The sequence below is a fragment of the Terasakiispira papahanaumokuakeensis genome (genome assembly GCF_001709345.1).
Taxonomy (GTDB): Bacteria; Pseudomonadota; Gammaproteobacteria; order Pseudomonadales; family Halomonadaceae; genus Terasakiispira; species Terasakiispira papahanaumokuakeensis.
In genome coordinates this window covers 2,517,245-2,532,053 of the sequence record NZ_MDTQ01000001.1, presented here as the reverse complement: position 1 = coordinate 2,532,053, position 14,809 = coordinate 2,517,245, and the positions used below count along the sequence as shown (strand labels likewise).

Annotated in this window: 12 protein-coding genes; 7 read left to right on the top strand and 5 right to left on the bottom strand. The window is 50.3% G+C overall.

Annotated features, from left to right (window positions below):
* Positions 1–9 precede the first annotated feature (9 nt).
* From BFW38_RS11040 to BFW38_RS11030, 3 genes are all read left to right on the top strand, one after another.
* Positions 10–1,857, top strand: coding sequence for an ABC transporter ATP-binding protein (locus BFW38_RS11040; RefSeq protein ID WP_068998709.1), 1,848 nt, complete (start codon positions 10–12; stop codon positions 1,855–1,857).
* A gap of 68 nt (positions 1,858–1,925) precedes the next feature.
* The gene (gene glsB / locus BFW38_RS11035) at positions 1,926–2,843 is read left to right on the top strand and encodes a glutaminase B (RefSeq protein ID WP_068998707.1); all 918 of its coding nucleotides are present in this window, start codon (positions 1,926–1,928) and stop codon (positions 2,841–2,843) included.
* Positions 2,844–2,886: 43 nt separating this feature from the next.
* A complete protein-coding gene (locus BFW38_RS11030) occupies positions 2,887–3,660 on the top strand; it encodes a carbonic anhydrase (RefSeq protein ID WP_084004599.1) in 774 nt (257 codons plus the stop codon).
* A gap of 38 nt (positions 3,661–3,698) precedes the next feature.
* On the opposite strand, the gene BFW38_RS11025 is transcribed toward BFW38_RS11030, so the two are convergent.
* From BFW38_RS11025 to plsB, 4 genes are all read right to left on the bottom strand, one after another.
* Positions 3,699–4,016 carry a pyocin activator PrtN family protein gene (locus tag BFW38_RS11025; RefSeq protein WP_068998705.1) on the bottom strand — a complete coding sequence of 106 codons (318 nt, stop codon included), beginning with the start codon at positions 4,014–4,016 and terminating at the stop codon, positions 3,699–3,701.
* A gap of 663 nt (positions 4,017–4,679) precedes the next feature.
* Positions 4,680–5,018, bottom strand: a complete 339-nt coding sequence (locus tag BFW38_RS11020; protein ID WP_139116611.1) for a hypothetical protein — start codon at positions 5,016–5,018, stop codon at positions 4,680–4,682.
* A gap of 8 nt (positions 5,019–5,026) precedes the next feature.
* Positions 5,027–5,752, bottom strand: coding sequence for a sterol desaturase family protein (locus tag BFW38_RS11015; RefSeq protein ID WP_068998701.1), 726 nt, complete (start codon positions 5,750–5,752; stop codon positions 5,027–5,029).
* Positions 5,753–6,123: 371 nt separating this feature from the next.
* Positions 6,124–8,625: a glycerol-3-phosphate 1-O-acyltransferase PlsB gene (plsB, locus tag BFW38_RS11010; RefSeq protein ID WP_084004598.1), complete on the bottom strand. Its 2,502-nt coding sequence runs from the start codon at positions 8,623–8,625 to the stop codon at positions 6,124–6,126.
* 328 nt (positions 8,626–8,953) lie between these two features.
* Between plsB and BFW38_RS11005 the strand changes: the two genes are divergently transcribed.
* The gene (locus tag BFW38_RS11005) at positions 8,954–10,075 is read left to right on the top strand and encodes a phospholipase D-like domain-containing protein (RefSeq protein ID WP_068998699.1); all 1,122 of its coding nucleotides are present in this window, start codon (positions 8,954–8,956) and stop codon (positions 10,073–10,075) included.
* Between the two features lie 8 nt (positions 10,076–10,083).
* Here BFW38_RS11005 and BFW38_RS11000 read toward each other — a convergent pair whose 3' ends face one another.
* The gene (locus BFW38_RS11000) at positions 10,084–10,782 is read right to left on the bottom strand and encodes a YecA/YgfB family protein (RefSeq protein WP_068998697.1); all 699 of its coding nucleotides are present in this window, start codon (positions 10,780–10,782) and stop codon (positions 10,084–10,086) included.
* 146 nt (positions 10,783–10,928) lie between these two features.
* Here BFW38_RS11000 and BFW38_RS10995 point away from each other — a divergent pair, with 146 nt between their 5' ends.
* The 3 genes from BFW38_RS10995 (at position 10,929) to BFW38_RS10985 (ending at position 14,760) form a co-directional block, all read left to right on the top strand.
* Positions 10,929–11,564: a SprT family zinc-dependent metalloprotease gene (locus tag BFW38_RS10995; protein ID WP_218186406.1), complete on the top strand. Its 636-nt coding sequence runs from the start codon at positions 10,929–10,931 to the stop codon at positions 11,562–11,564.
* A 288-nt stretch (positions 11,565–11,852) separates the two neighbouring features.
* Positions 11,853–13,802: an acetate--CoA ligase gene (gene acs, locus BFW38_RS10990; protein ID WP_068998695.1), complete on the top strand. Its 1,950-nt coding sequence runs from the start codon at positions 11,853–11,855 to the stop codon at positions 13,800–13,802.
* Positions 13,803–14,097: 295 nt separating this feature from the next.
* Positions 14,098–14,760, top strand: coding sequence for a response regulator (locus BFW38_RS10985; protein ID WP_068998692.1), 663 nt, complete (start codon positions 14,098–14,100; stop codon positions 14,758–14,760).
* The last annotated feature ends 49 nt before the right edge of the window (positions 14,761–14,809 follow it).

The following is a 14,809-nucleotide window of genomic DNA, read 5'->3' as shown; positions in this document are numbered from 1 at the left end:
GTGTGTTTTATGAATCGCTTATTACGTTTATTTGAAAACTGGGTGCGTCCTTTCCCGCCGCAACCGCCAGAGCAGCCGCCAATTGGGTTGGTGGCATTTTGTCGGCATTATGCGCGGGGCATGGGTAAGCCGTTGCTATTGATGTCTTTTTTAACAGGCGCCTTGGCGGTGCTTGAAGTTCAGCTGGTACAGTTCATGGGGCAGTTGGTCGATTGGTTAACCCATCATGATCGGGCGACCTTTTGGCAGCAAGAACGCTGGCGGTTGATCGGGATGAGTGCCGTTTTATTAGTGGCCATGCCATTGGTGGTGACTCTGCATTCTTTGATTGTGCATCAAACCCTAATGGGTAACTTTCCGATGAAAGTGCGTTGGCTGGCGCACCGTTATCTATTACGACAAAGCCTCAGTTTTTATCAGGATGACTTCGCTGGACGCTTGTCGACCAAAGTCATGCAAACGGCGCTGGCGGTGCGCGAAAGTGTGATGAAGTTGCTGGATGTGTTGGTGTACATCCTGGTGTATTTCACCAGTATGTTGGCGATTGTCGCCATTGCCGATTGGCGCTTGATGATGCCTATGCTGGTTTGGTTGTTGGGTTATATTGCGGTACAGATTTACTTTGTGCCGCGGATGAAAGCGGTGGCGGCTCAACAGGCGGAGGCGCGCTCAGCGATGACCGGGCGTATCGTTGATAGTTATACCAACATTCAGACGGTGAAATTGTTTTCTCATACTCGGCGTGAATCTGACTATGCCCGAGATAGCATGGAAGGGTTTATGGGCACAGTGCATCATCAGATGCGTTTGGTGACCGGTTTGAATGTGGTCGTCAATATCTTGAACTATCTGCTGGCGTTCAGTGTGGCGGCGGTGTCAATTTGGCTATGGCAGTTTGATGCCATCACGGTGGGTGCCATTGCGGTTGCCATTTCGCTGGCGCTGCGTATCAACGGTATGTCGCAATGGATTATGTGGGAAGTGGGCATGCTGTTCGAGAACATGGGGACTGTTACCGATGGGATGAATACTTTGTCTCAACCGGTTCAGATTCAGGATGCCCCCCAGGCCCCGGCTTTGTCTGTCCCACAGGGCCGGATTGAACTTCAAGGCGTTGATTTCAGCTATCGCAGTGCCAATGGCCAATGGAAGCCGGTTTTTGAGCAGTTGGATCTGAATATTGCACCGGGAGAAAAGGTCGGCTTGGTCGGGCGCTCTGGGGCTGGTAAGTCGACTTTGGTGAACTTGTTGCTGCGTTTTTATGATGTGCAAAGTGGGCGTATTTTGATCGATGGGCAGGATGTTCGTGCGGTCAGCCAGGATAGCCTGCGTCGTCATATTGGGATGGTCTCGCAGGATACCGCTTTATTACATCGCAGTATTCGCGACAATATTATGTATGGTCGCCCGGATGCGACGGAAGCTGAATTGCATCAGGCCATTCAACAAGCCGAAGCTGAAGACTTTATCCAGGCATTAAATGACCCCAACGGTAATGTCGGTCTGGATGCTCAAGTGGGTGAGCGCGGCGTGAAGCTTTCTGGAGGGCAGCGTCAGCGAATTGCCATTGCGCGTGTGTTACTTAAAGATGCCCCCATCTTGATTTTGGATGAAGCCACTTCGGCACTGGATTCAGAAGTTGAGGCGGCGATTCAGGCGAGTTTGGACCAGTTGATGGCCAATAAAACCGTCATTGCTATTGCCCACCGGCTATCGACGATTGCGGCCATGGATCGGTTGATCGTGATGGACCAAGGCCGTGTTGTCGAACAAGGCAGTCATCAAGCGTTATTGGCGCATGGGGGGATTTATGCGCAGCTCTGGGCTCATCAGACTGGGGGCTTTCTAGGCGATTGATTACATCTGGTATCCCTAGATTCAGGCGCTATACTGAGCGCCTTTTGCGCTGTGGGATGTGAGTAATCATGCAAGCACTGTTGGATGAGATTCTTGATGCCGTTCGGCCTTTAATCGGGCAAGGGCAAGTGGCCCAATATATCCCGGCATTGGCCGAAGTGAACCCTTGCCAGCTAGGCATCGCTGCCTTGAGTGTTGAGGGGGAGCTGTTCACGGCCGGTGATGCCTATACGCCGTTTTCTATTCAGAGTATTTCTAAGGTGTTTTCCCTGGTGCAAGCGATTCAGCACCAGGGTGAAGCCATTTGGCAGCGGCTGGGTCATGAGCCCTCAGGGCAGGCTTTTAACTCGATGGCTCAGTTGGAATATGAGCAAGGTCGGCCACGCAATCCTTTTATTAATGCGGGAGCCTTGGTGGTCTGCGATATTAATCATTCCCGTTATGCTGCGCCGACCTTATCGATGCGAGATTTTGTCCGGCGCCTGACGGGCAATACGCAATTGATGTGTGATGAAAAAGTGGCTGAATCTGAATACCAGCATCGGGCCCGTAATGCTGCCATGGCTTATCTCATGCAGTCCTTTGGTAATTTTGAGAATGATGTTGAGTCCGTGTTGCGTAGCTATTTTCATCACTGTGCTTTAGCGGCTAGCTGTGTTGATTTAGCGCGCGGTTTTAGCTTTTTAGCCCATCAGGGCGTGTGCCTGCATTCTCACGAGCGTATTTTGTCATTAAGACAAACTCAGCAAGTGAACGCTATCATGGCCACCAGTGGGCTTTATGATGAAGCGGGTAATTTTGCTTATCGAGTGGGGTTGCCGGGGAAGAGTGGTGTTGGTGGCGGGATAGTGGCGATTGTGCCGGGGCGTTTTAGTCTCTGTGTCTGGTCTCCGGAGCTCAATCACAGTGGTAATTCTTTGGTGGGTATGGCTGTGCTGGAACAGCTTTCAGAGCGTATTGGGTGGTCGGTGTTTGCCCCGGCGTGATTAGTCTGGGGCTCGTTTCGCATTGGAATTAAGGAGTAACCGCATGGTGAGCGATAAGACAGAAAATGCCAGGATGCTGGGCTTCGGTCTGCGAAGTCTCTCCATATGGCTCGCCAGTGTCTTGTGGCTGACAGTCGCTGCCAGCAGGGCCTCAGCTGAGCCTGAGTGGCTTGTTGATACCGAGCCTACGCCCGAGCGTTTTTCTCTATGTGAGCAAGGCCAAGCGCAATCACCGATTGATTTTCAGAAGTCCACAGTGATTAAGAGCGATGCCGCTGATTTGCGCTTTGACTATCATTCGGGAGAGGCGAAGGTGGTTCATCGAGGGCACACGCTAGAAATGCCGATGCCTACGGGGAATTTGCTATGGTTGGGCAATAGCCGTTATACCTTGGTGAGTATTGATCTGCACAGCCCTTCTGAACATCGCTTTAATAGTGAAAGCTATCCCCTTGAGGTCCATTTGGTGCATAAGAATGCAACGGGTGAGGTCGCTGTTGTGGCCTTGTTTTTTGATTTTGGTCTGCACCAAGCGGCACTAGAGCCTTTTTTACAAGCACCGCCACTGGCGGAGGGGGAAGTCGCTCACTGGCATAAGCCGTTCAATCCTAAACGGCTGTTACCGCCGAACCCGGTCCATTACCGGTATCTGGGGTCTTTGACGGTGCCGCCATGCGTGGAAGAGGTCAAGTGGTTTGTCTTGAGAATGCCAAGAAGTGTCTCATCAGAACAAATTGAGCGTTTTCAGGCGCTAGTCAATGCGCCGAATAACCGTCCTACCCAGCCACTCAATGGCCGTACGATTCTGTCTCAATAACCGCTATCGCAATAGGCCGCGTCTCAATAACGATCGGCTCAATAGCCACTGTCGAGGTCTGTGCTTGTTTGCAGTGATGGTTTGAGGCGCGCTTTTCTTTGGGCTAACTCTTGCTTGGCTTCAATAAATGCGGCTAAGTCTATGAGCTTGACTCGCCACTCAAGGGTGGGACCGCCTCCTAAGAAGGCGTTGCAAGGTAGCCTGTGAGGGGCACGAGCACGCGCTTTTTCGACGCTCATACCAAAATAGGCTTCACAAATTTGGTCTAGCTTGACAGTCGCTTGTCCAAATTCGGCCAGCAGTTCTTGGTAGGTCGCTGTCTGGGTCATGTCCAGCGCTTCAGGGGATGTACTCATCTGGCTGTTCTCCTTAACAGAGGTTCATCCTGATATGGCTTGTCACTGCCATGAACCGGTCTGGGGGTTGCGATGCTTTGTCGTTGTAGGGTCTATGGGGCAAATAATCATTCCCCAGGTATTTGGTGAATAAAAGCCCATCATATTGATGATTAATCAGGCCTTTTTGGTTGATCTTGTTTGGTCTGAACTTGGCTCTTATTTTTTGAAATGATCACACAAGAACCTGGACGATAAGATCATCTATATGAAAGGCTTGATCAAGGTAGCTTTGAGCTCATGATGAGCTTGAGTGAGATAGATAATATGATACCTATCGTCTCTTTCATGCGTCTCTTTTAAGAAGGGTTTACACCGCTAGATTTTAATCATTTTGGGTGAAAATACCGACATTACGCCATCATTTCGATAGCCAATGAGAGACGTTAGATGAGTGTGACTTTTCCCTTGTCTATGAGCCTTTCACCCGTCAATGGGGTTGAGTGTTTATAGGCTTAGTTGGTTTTTTAGGGACTGTCAATTGATCAATCATGTTTTTTATGATGAGTCAATCGTGAATGTTATTTCCCTATTAAACCTTCACGATTTAGCATCATAGCGTCCGTGCTAAATTTGTCAACTATTTCGGATAAAAATAAAATAACAGCCTTAACCCTTGGATGCTTAGGCGGAAGGTTCGAAGTTATAAACGACATAACGGATGTCGAAGTGTTGAGCCAGCAAATTCATGTTGGTAATACAAATGGCTCTTTCCTGCTTATGGAATTGCCAAATATAAGCATCGCTGACCCCGGTGGCTTCCGAAAGCAGTTTGTAGCTACCTTTGCGCTGGCGGCCGTTGATGATGGTTCTTGAGTCGAGGTAGCTAGAAATTCTTGTGCGCAGCAATGCCTCCAACTCATCAATGCCGACGGCATCAAACATCGACTCGAGTTGTGCTTTGATCGCTTCAGGCATGATGTCATCGTCATCATATTGAGGTTGCGGCATTGCTGCGTTCATGATGTCACCTATCTATGGTTTTTGAATAGAAAAAAAGGACCAATGCGACGGCTTTGTCGAAAGCCAACTGGCATTTCGTCATTGCTAGGAAAGCTCACTGTACCAAACACTGTATCCCATAAAAATGGGCTATAGTTTGATCGATGCCAGCCTCTTTGGTGATGAACCAAGTGCATTTCTGGTGTTTGAATAATATAGCCTAGTGGCCTCAAAATTCGAGGCAGCCGAATATTGCTATGATGAAAGGCTTCTAAACTCCCTTCAATGACCAGCGCTAGGGCAGCAGCTTCTAAGCTGACATTGAAAATTAATTGCCCCAGGGTGATTAAATAAATAGAGTTGAATAACATCTCACTTGGGTGACGAAATAATGAGACGCGAGTATCCATATGTTGTGGCATATGATGGAAGGTATGAACATAGTGCCAGAGCCATTGACTTTGATGCTTGATACGGTGCATCCAATAATTACCAAACGAGTAAATAAGATAGAATATACCGCCTTCTATCACCCAGTTTTTTCCAGGTAATGTGATATTTAAACCATAGGGCATAAGCGATGTCCAAGCCAGTATTATGATCTTAAGCCATATCACTCCAAATAAGCCGACGAAAGAAAGCCATTGATTAAAGTGATCTGACGGTGGGCGATGTTGATTAGGGGCGAGTCGTTCTAATGTGAAAAAGAAAGTGAAGGCGATGACTTGTATCATCGCAATATATCCTAATAGCATAATCGTTCTCCATATTGGGTTGCCAAAAATGGCAATCCAATGATAAATCACGATTAAACTGTTTTAATGCGATAGCTCAGCAGATGTTTAAAAGTTTTATTTGTGGTTGAGATCTTCTTGTGAAGTGTCTTTATAATGATTTTTAATGAACTGATTATATATAAAGTGTTGATATGACCTATGGTTTAGATCCTCGTTTCATCGAATGTGGCAGCTAAACCACGCTGAACACCGTTGAATAGCCCATATGACGCGATCGGCGTATGGCAGGATAGAAAATGGCCCGACATAAGCCGAGCCGAAAAGTGGGTTCAAATAAGTAGATTCAAGCAAGCGGATTCACACAAACGAGCTTAAATAGGCGTGATCATTTAATCCGCCTGAGTCTCCGAATTGTGGGGGACTGGTGTTGTCCACGCTAACTGTAGAATGCTATGTCTTAAGCGTGGATCAAATAGGTTGCGGCCCGCATGAATGAGCCGACGTAAGGGGGCATCATAACTTAGGTAACCGGTGTCATCTTGGTTGAGCAGCTGTTGTTTGATCATCGCCTCAATCAGCCCGCGAAAAAGGCGGGCATCGAAATACTCGGGTGCGTTTAACCCTTGCAAGATCGCTAAACGGTGAGCCAGTGCTTGAGCTTGCTCGACCAGCATGTCGCGGGTGAGCACATTGGAACCGGCACGATCGAGCAGTGCCAGTAGCAAATAGCCACGCTCTAGAGCAGGCTGTACTAATTGTCCCAGTAAGCGAAGTTGCATCATGCCTTGGGTTTGTCCGGGAGGACGGCGTAAGCGTTGATGCTCATGCCCCACGAGCAGGCCGTTGTTGCACATGACTTGAATCATTTGCTGCACCACTGGGGTCAGTTGATCCGTCTGCCACGGCAGAAAAAGCTCATTTTGGAGTACTGGATAAAGCAGCTCGACCTGGGTTTGTAATCGATCCTGGCTATGTTGACGCTGGTTCATGAAGAGATAGGCGATCAGCCCTGGTAACGCAAATAGGTGCAACACGTTATTGCGGTACCAGGTGAGTAAAACACCCTGTGATTCATTGACGCGGATGATGTCGCCCATTGGATGGGCAACGCGTTCGATAATGTCCATTTTTTCCGCTTTACTCAGCCAAGCTTCAGCGGTGCCTTCTGGCAACACAATATCTGGACTAAGGGGGGCTTGCCGCTGCAGTTGTACCAACGTTTGCATGTGAGCCACTAAAACGCTTTCTTCTAAGGCGCGGTGCGGGCTGGCCAGTAGCGCCAATGCCACCAATGCCACAGGATTTAAACTGGCAGACTGGTTAATTCTAACGGCTAACTCGTGCCCAAGCTCTGGTACTGCCTGCTGTAGCCAATCTGGGCGCTCGGCATGTTTATCGTATTGACGCCATTGCGGGTAATGGGCCTGCATGAAGCGCTCCAGATGCAAGGGTTCGCCAAAAGTGACATTCACTTGGCCAAAATCCTTGCGCAGGCTATTGAGCACACGAAATAGATCTAAGGGGGATTCTTTGCGCTTTTCTTGGCCTTGAAGTTCTCCAAGATAGGTGCGGCCCTCTAACACATGCTCATAGCCGATATACACCGGTACCATTACCAATGGCTTTTGTGTGCCTCTTAAGGCCGCTCGCAGTGTCATCGCCAGCATCCCCGGTCTCGGAGCGAGCGTGCGCCCGGTACGTGAGCGGCCCCCTTCGATAAAGTATTCAACCGGATGGCCCCGGTCGAATAAGGTATAGAGGTACTCGTTAAATACGGCGCTGTAGAGCGGGTTATCTCTGAAGCTACGGCGCATAAAAAAAGCGCCGCCTCTACGCAACAACGGCCCGATCACCGGCATGTCGAGATTAATCCCGGCGGCAATATGCGGTGTCATCAAGCCATGTTCAAACAACACATAAGACAGCAGTAAATAGTCAATATGGCTACGGTGGCAGGGGACATAGACCACCGTGTGTTGGCCGGCCTGATCTTTTAAGCGCTCCAGATGATGGACCTTGACGCCATCATAAAGTCGATTCCACAACCAGTTAAGAAAGCGATCCAGTAACCGAATGACCGGATAAGACACATTCGATGCAATTTCCAAAGCATAACGCTCAGCCTGGTGATAGGCCTTTTGCTCACTGATGCCATGTTGCTGAACTTGGGTCTCAATCGCGGTTTTGACGCGTGGACTTTGTAGTAAGCCTTTGACCAGTGTCCGCCGGTGAGACAAATCGGGGCCCAGCACTTGAGTCCGTACCCGACGAAAATACAGCCCCAGCAGACGTGAACTCTTGTTAATCGCGTAGGCGGCGCCCTTCTGCTGCAACTGTTGTGCTCCCAGTACTTCACGTAGGCGTAATGGCTGGCCCCACTGCATATACAGTTGTCGACCATGAATAATCACGCGTAAGAGGCGTCGAAGTCGACCGACGACCGACCAGCTATCGACCGTGATCAACTGCATCACTGAGTGCTCACGCCCAGGGGCGCGCCCCCAGAATAGACTGACGGGCACGACTTGAAGATCATCCTGTGGGCGTGCTTGCAAGACTTCCCAAGCTTGAGTTAGCCGCGGGCTGCGTCGGGATAGACCGCGTCGGCTGGGACGCTCTAGATAGACGAGATTATCGCCGAGCCAGTGGTCTCCCAAAGCCAAGGGGCGAATATCGGGCAGCCCCTTCTGACGACAGACATGCTCTAACACCAGACGGTCGGTATAGCTCTGTCTGGGCAAGACATAAAGTACCGGAAGGGTAGGGTCGAGTTCGAGCTGCTCTGGGCCAGGGGTTGACCAGTGCGGTTTAATCCACAACTGCAAAATGCCGCGCATTAACAGATTGATGGGACGAGTGACGAGGCTGGGCAGCGTTTTCAGCAATCTCATGCAGGGTATCCGCGACAGAGGCATAAAAGTAGGATGATATGATCCACTGAGGATCAACGATGCTATGGCGTTATTAACGATCGGCCGTAGAGCACATCATGACATTATACCAGTCGATGATGGCATATCCGTCGATGATGAATGATTGACCTTAAGCAGCGTCATTGGCTCACGAGTCTATGTCAACTCGTGTCATGATCAATAGGTTATTAAAGACACATGCATGATGCATACTCCGCCAAAGACTGGAGGGTGTCGCATTGCCTAGTCAGTGTCGCGTAATTGTACAATTGTTTAACTGTTTAACCCGTAATATTGGGGAGGTGACGTGGCCAAGCCATTTCCATGGCGAGATCAGCAGCAAGCACGCTTGTGGGTTGATGCAACGGCATATGAGCCCGAAATGAGACAGCGCATTGAGCGTGCTGAGCATTATGTGCTGATTGAGCTGTACTTGATGGAGTCTGGGCAGGTTTGCAATCGGGTGATTCCTGTATTAATTGCGGCTGCGCAGCGGGGCGTGCAGGTATTGCTATTGCTCGACAGCTACGGCTCTGCGGCCTTGAATGATGCCGATCGCCGGCGCTTAGTGGAGGCTGGCGTCGATCTGGGCTGGTTTAACCCCTTGCGTTGGCACAAGCTGGGCCGGAATTTGGTCCGAGATCATCGTAAATTGATTGTGGTGGATGGGCATACCGCTTTTGTCGGTGGTTTTGGTTGGGCCGATGAGTTTGAAACTGGTGAGGTGCCCTGGCACGAAGTCGCCATGGAAATTCAGGGCGACTGTGTGGGGGATTGGCAAACGCTATTTTGGCGTAGCTGGCGGCAGGCGCGGGCGCCGGATGTCGTGCTCCCTGATCCTCGCTCGTGCCAAGGCGAGATGAGTGAGCATCGACTGAAAGGTCGTGTGGTCCATGCTCAAGGGGTGTATTTACAAGTGGTGAAGCATTCTTTGCTGTACCGTTTGCGTCATGCGCAGCATCGAGCTTGGATCGCAACCCCTTATTTTGTGCCCACTCGGCCGATTCGACGGGCTTTGATCGCGGCGGCGCAGCGTGGTGTTGATGTTCGCCTGCTGTTGCCAGGGCCGCATCATGACCATCCTTGGATACGCCTAGCGGGCCAGCAGTTTTATCAGCGCTTACTGGCCAATGGGGTGCGTATCTATGAATATCAGCCACGTTTTATTCATGCTAAGGTCAGCCGTGTCGATGATTGGGTCTCTGTGGGCTCTTGTAATTTTGATCACTGGGGGTTGCGCTGGAATCGCGAAGCGAATCAAGAACTGGAAGGGGCGGATGCGGCCTGGCCGGTCACCGAGTGGTTCCAATCCGGGTTTGATCAAGGCCAAGCCATTGACCCACAACGCTGGGCTCAGCGTTCCCGCTGGCAAAAGATCCAGCAAGCCTTTTGGGGGTGGGTCAATGGTTTAATGATGAAGTTGCACTAGAGGGTGAGTTATTTGCGCTTCTGGCGTTGTCCACTGCGTCGCTGTCCCTTACCGGGCCCTTTGCCTGGAGCTTTATTGGGCGCGGGTTTGTCTTCAGGGGCATTGAGCTGACAGAAGAGATCAACCAGGAGTTCTGGCAGTTGTTCTGTGAACTGATTCAGTAGGTCTGGATCATCACTCACTTCGGCCAGTTCTTCTTCATCTTCAAATAGGCCTGAGAGGGCCATGATGGGTAATAACAGTTCAGCAACCTGTTGTGCTCTTTGCTCATTTTCAGTGCTTTGTTCATTGACAGCACCGAACCAGCGGGCTTCATCATGAAAAACAGCTTGCATGAAGCCCGCGCTCCAATCACCGATATCGGCTTCACTGCCTGCTTCCCAGTTCAAATCAAAAGGCAGCTCGATACTATGCCCCAGATAAAAAGCTTGTCGTGCACGTTCTGCAAACTGCAGTAACACATCACACAAGGCGATTTGCTGGGCTTCTGGAATATCGTCCGTTTCTTCAAGCAGTGCTGGCAGAAGTGCGGTGCGCTCCAGAGGTGCCGGCTGCAGTGCCTCGGCCACCATAAAACCATGGGCCGCCATCACATCAGTGGTGAGGTCATGTTCATCTTCAACCCCTGTGATGGCCGCCAGCTGTTCGGCCAGGCGATTGAAGGCTTCGTCATCAAGGGGCTGTAAAGGCAGGGGTGCGTCGCTCATGATATTCTCGTTACTTGGCATGAACAGCTTTATTGCTGAATATTCCGGAATGTCTCCGGGATTTGAATTTACGGTTAGGCCAGTCCGGCTCCTTTAACTACAGAGCTTTTTTAAAAACAGGGCTTTTTTAAAAACAGGGCGCTGTCATGTCAGGAGCCATCAGCCTATCGATGATGGCATTGTGCCAGAAGATAAGAGGTTTTGTGTTGGATTTCTCACCATCGAATGATCAGTCCCTGATCCAGGGCGCGAATTCGGCAGCTAGTCCGGATCAATCGCTCACCCCGGCGCAATGGGAATGGCAGGTGCGTGTTTGTGTTCAAGCTTGTTATGACCAAGCTGAGCGTTATTTCCTGCGCCATTTTCCACGTCCTGAAGTCAGCTTTAAGCTGCGTGGCGGTCATGCGGGCGTGGCTGAACCCGGGCGGCAGCGATTACGGTTTAATCGTCAACTGCTTTTAGAGAATGGCCAGCCCTTTGTTGATGAGGTTGTTCCTCATGAAGTCGCCCACTTATTGGCCTATGCCTTGTTTGGTCGCCGTATTCGTCCTCATGGCGGGGAATGGCAGTCGATCATGCGTGATGTACTCGGTTGTATCCCTAAAACTCGCCATGGTTTTGATGTTAAAAAGGCAGCACGTCAAAGCTTTATCTATGCTTGTCAGTGTCAGGATCGTGAACATGCATTGACGATTATCCGGCATCGTCGCATGGGCCAAGGACAGGTTTATGTATGTCGTGTCTGCCGTCAGCCCTTGCGCTTTGTTCGTCAGGAGTCGTGACAAGGATAGGGTAAAAGCGTGAGACCAAAGGCGAATGACTTGGGAGTCACTTGATTTTGATTTGTTTATCATATTGATTTTTAAGGGTTTTTTGTTAATACCAAGGTCTAATATTGTCGCGCTGCTTGGCTCGGTATAACTGAAAGTAACATGTTCGCATCTGCGTAAGCGATGAATTGCTTGTGCACTGACAACAATAATATTCACCGGCACTTCCTTAACTTACAGGACTTGCCAGCTGCGATGAGCACTGCAAGGACGTCATTACAGATATAGGGGCTGAGACTGATGAGTGAACAAGACAAGGTGTACCCGGTAAACCCGGATCTAGCGGCTAAGGCCTGGATTGACCAAGCGCGTTATGAGCAAATGTATCAGCAGTCTATTGATGATCCAGAAGGATTCTGGGGCGAGCAAGGTAAACGCCTTGATTGGTTTAAGCCCTACAACAAAGTCAAGCACACCAGTTATGACCCCCATAATGTTGATATCCGCTGGTTCGAAGATGGCACTTTGAATGCCGCTTATAACTGCTTGGATCGTCATTTGGCGGAGCGTGGGGATGAAGTTGCAATTATTTGGGAAGGCGATGATCCCAATGAAGATCGTAAAATCACTTACCGCGAGCTGCATCGTGAAGTGTGCCAGTTTGCCAATGGCTTGAAAAAACTCGGCGCAAAAAAAGGCGATGTCATCACGCTCTATATGCCGATGGTGCCTGAAGCCGCTGTTGCTATGCTGGCCTGCGCGCGCATAGGGGCTGTGCACTCGGTCGTCTTCGGTGGCTTTTCACCGGATGCCATTGGCAGCCGTATTGTGAACTCCAATTCCAACATTGTGATTACTTCCGATGAAGGGTTGCGAGGAGGTAAGCGTATTCCGCTGAAGGAAAACGTTGATGAAGCCTTGGCGAATCCCGAAGTCAAAACGGTTGAAAAGGTGATTGTACTCAAGCGAACCGGTGGCGATATCGATTGGCACGATCACCGTGATGTTTGGTATCACGATGCGATTGCGGGCGTCAGTGATGAGTGCCCAGCCGAAGAAATGAACGCAGAAGACCCGCTGTTCATCTTGTATACCTCGGGCTCTACGGGCGCGCCTAAAGGGTTGAAGCATACGACGGGCGGTTACTTGGTCTATGCGGCTATGACTCATCAATACGTTTTCGATTACAAGCCCGGTGAAGTGTATTGGTGTACCGCCGATGTCGGCTGGATCACTGGCCATAGCTATATTGTTTATGGGCCGCTGGCCAATGGTGCGACCACCCTCATGTTCGAGGGTGTGCCCAGTTATCCGACCTCGGGCCGGATGGGTGAAGTATGTGACAAGCATCAGGTCTCAATTCTGTATACGGCGCCAACGGCGGTGCGTGCCTTGATGGCTCAGGGCGAGCATGTCATGGACAGCTCCAAACGCGATAGCCTGAGGATTCTGGGCTCTGTGGGTGAGCCGATTAACCCAGAAGCGTGGGAATGGTTCCACCGTGTGATCGGCAATGGCCGTTGCCCGATTGTGGATACCTGGTGGCAGACTGAAACCGGAGGCATTCTGATTGCTCCACTGCCCGGTGCGATTGCTCAAAAACCTGGCTCTGCGACCTTGCCTTTCTTTGGTGTCCAACCTGCGTTGGTGGATAACGAAGGCCATATTCTTGAAGGGGCAACTGAAGGTAACTTGGTGCTGCTGGATTCATGGCCAGGCCAAGGCCGCTCTATTTGGGGAGATCATGACCGGTTTGTACAGACCTACTTCTCTACTTACAAAGGCATGTATTTTACTGGTGACGGCTGTCGTCGTGACGATGATGGTTATTACTGGATCACCGGCCGTGTAGACGATGTATTGAATGTCTCTGGCCACCGAATGGGGACCGCTGAGATTGAGTCGGCCATGGTGGCTCACCCAGCGGTTGCCGAAGCGGCGGTGGTCGGCTTCCCGCACGATATCAAAGGTCAGGGGATTTATGTCTACGTGATTCTGGCCGATGGCTATGAACCGGAAGAAGATCTGCAAAAAGAATTGGTGAAATGGGTACGCAAAGAGATTGGCCCGATTGCCTCACCGGATTTGGTGCAGTTTACGCCGGGCCTTCCGAAAACGCGTTCAGGCAAAATCATGCGCCGCATTCTGCGTAAGATTGCCGCCAATGAGACCGATGGTCTGGGCGATACTTCAACGTTAGCTGATCCTTCTGTGGTCGATGAGCTGATTGATCAGCGCTTGAATCGATAACATTTAAGTTGATTTTAGGGTCAGTCACCCTGTCGTGACAGATGTCACCCAGGCTTTAGCTATCGCTAAGGCCTGGTTTTTTGTTTTAGGCTTGAGCTATGGTGATCTTCGTCGATAAGCCGTAATGGCGGGGTTTAATGCTCTTAATTCCGACCTGACTCAAAACTAAAAGGAGGTTTGATGACGTTGAGTGATCTAGAGTTACAGTGCGAAACCTTTTCGCGACAGGCGCTTTCTGGCATGCTTGACGAGATAGGGGCATCGGGCCCCATGCAGGGACTTGGAGGATAACCCGATGGCACTGCGCCAAAAAATTATCATTGCTGACGATCACCCGTTATTTCGTGCAGCCTTACAACAAGCTGTTCATCAAGCCGTTTCATCGGTTGAGATTGTAGAAGCCGATACTCTAGAGGGGGTACAGCAGGTCGCTCAGGAGCATGCGGATGCTGATCTTATTTTGCTGGATTTGCATATGCCGGGCGCGCATGGCTTTTCTGGCTTAGTCTTTTTGCGAGGCCAATCTCCGGGTATTCCCGTTGTTGTGGTGTCCGGGAGTGAAGAGCCGAGTGTTGTGCGCCGTGCGATTGATTATGGGGCGTCTGGTTTTATTCCCAAATCATCCTCGCTGGAAATGATCGCAGAAGCGATCAGTGAAGTCCTGGATGGTGAAATCTGGCTCCCCCCGGCGATGGCTGACAATATGGAGGCCATTTCTGAAGAGGAAGCCCGTTTTGCTGAGGCTCTGACCTCACTGACACCACAGCAGTTTAGGGTGTTGAGCATGTTAACTGAAGGTTTGCTCAACAAACAGATTGCGTATGAATTGAATGTTTCAGAAGCGACGATCAAGGCTCACGTGACGGCTATTCTGCGTAAGCTGAATGTGCATTCCCGGACTCAAGCGGTCATTGCAGCTCAGCGCCTGGAAGTTGAACCACCTAAAGTCGAAAGCTAATCACTGAAAGACACAAGTGAATAGACGACGGCCAAAAGCGGACACTAGA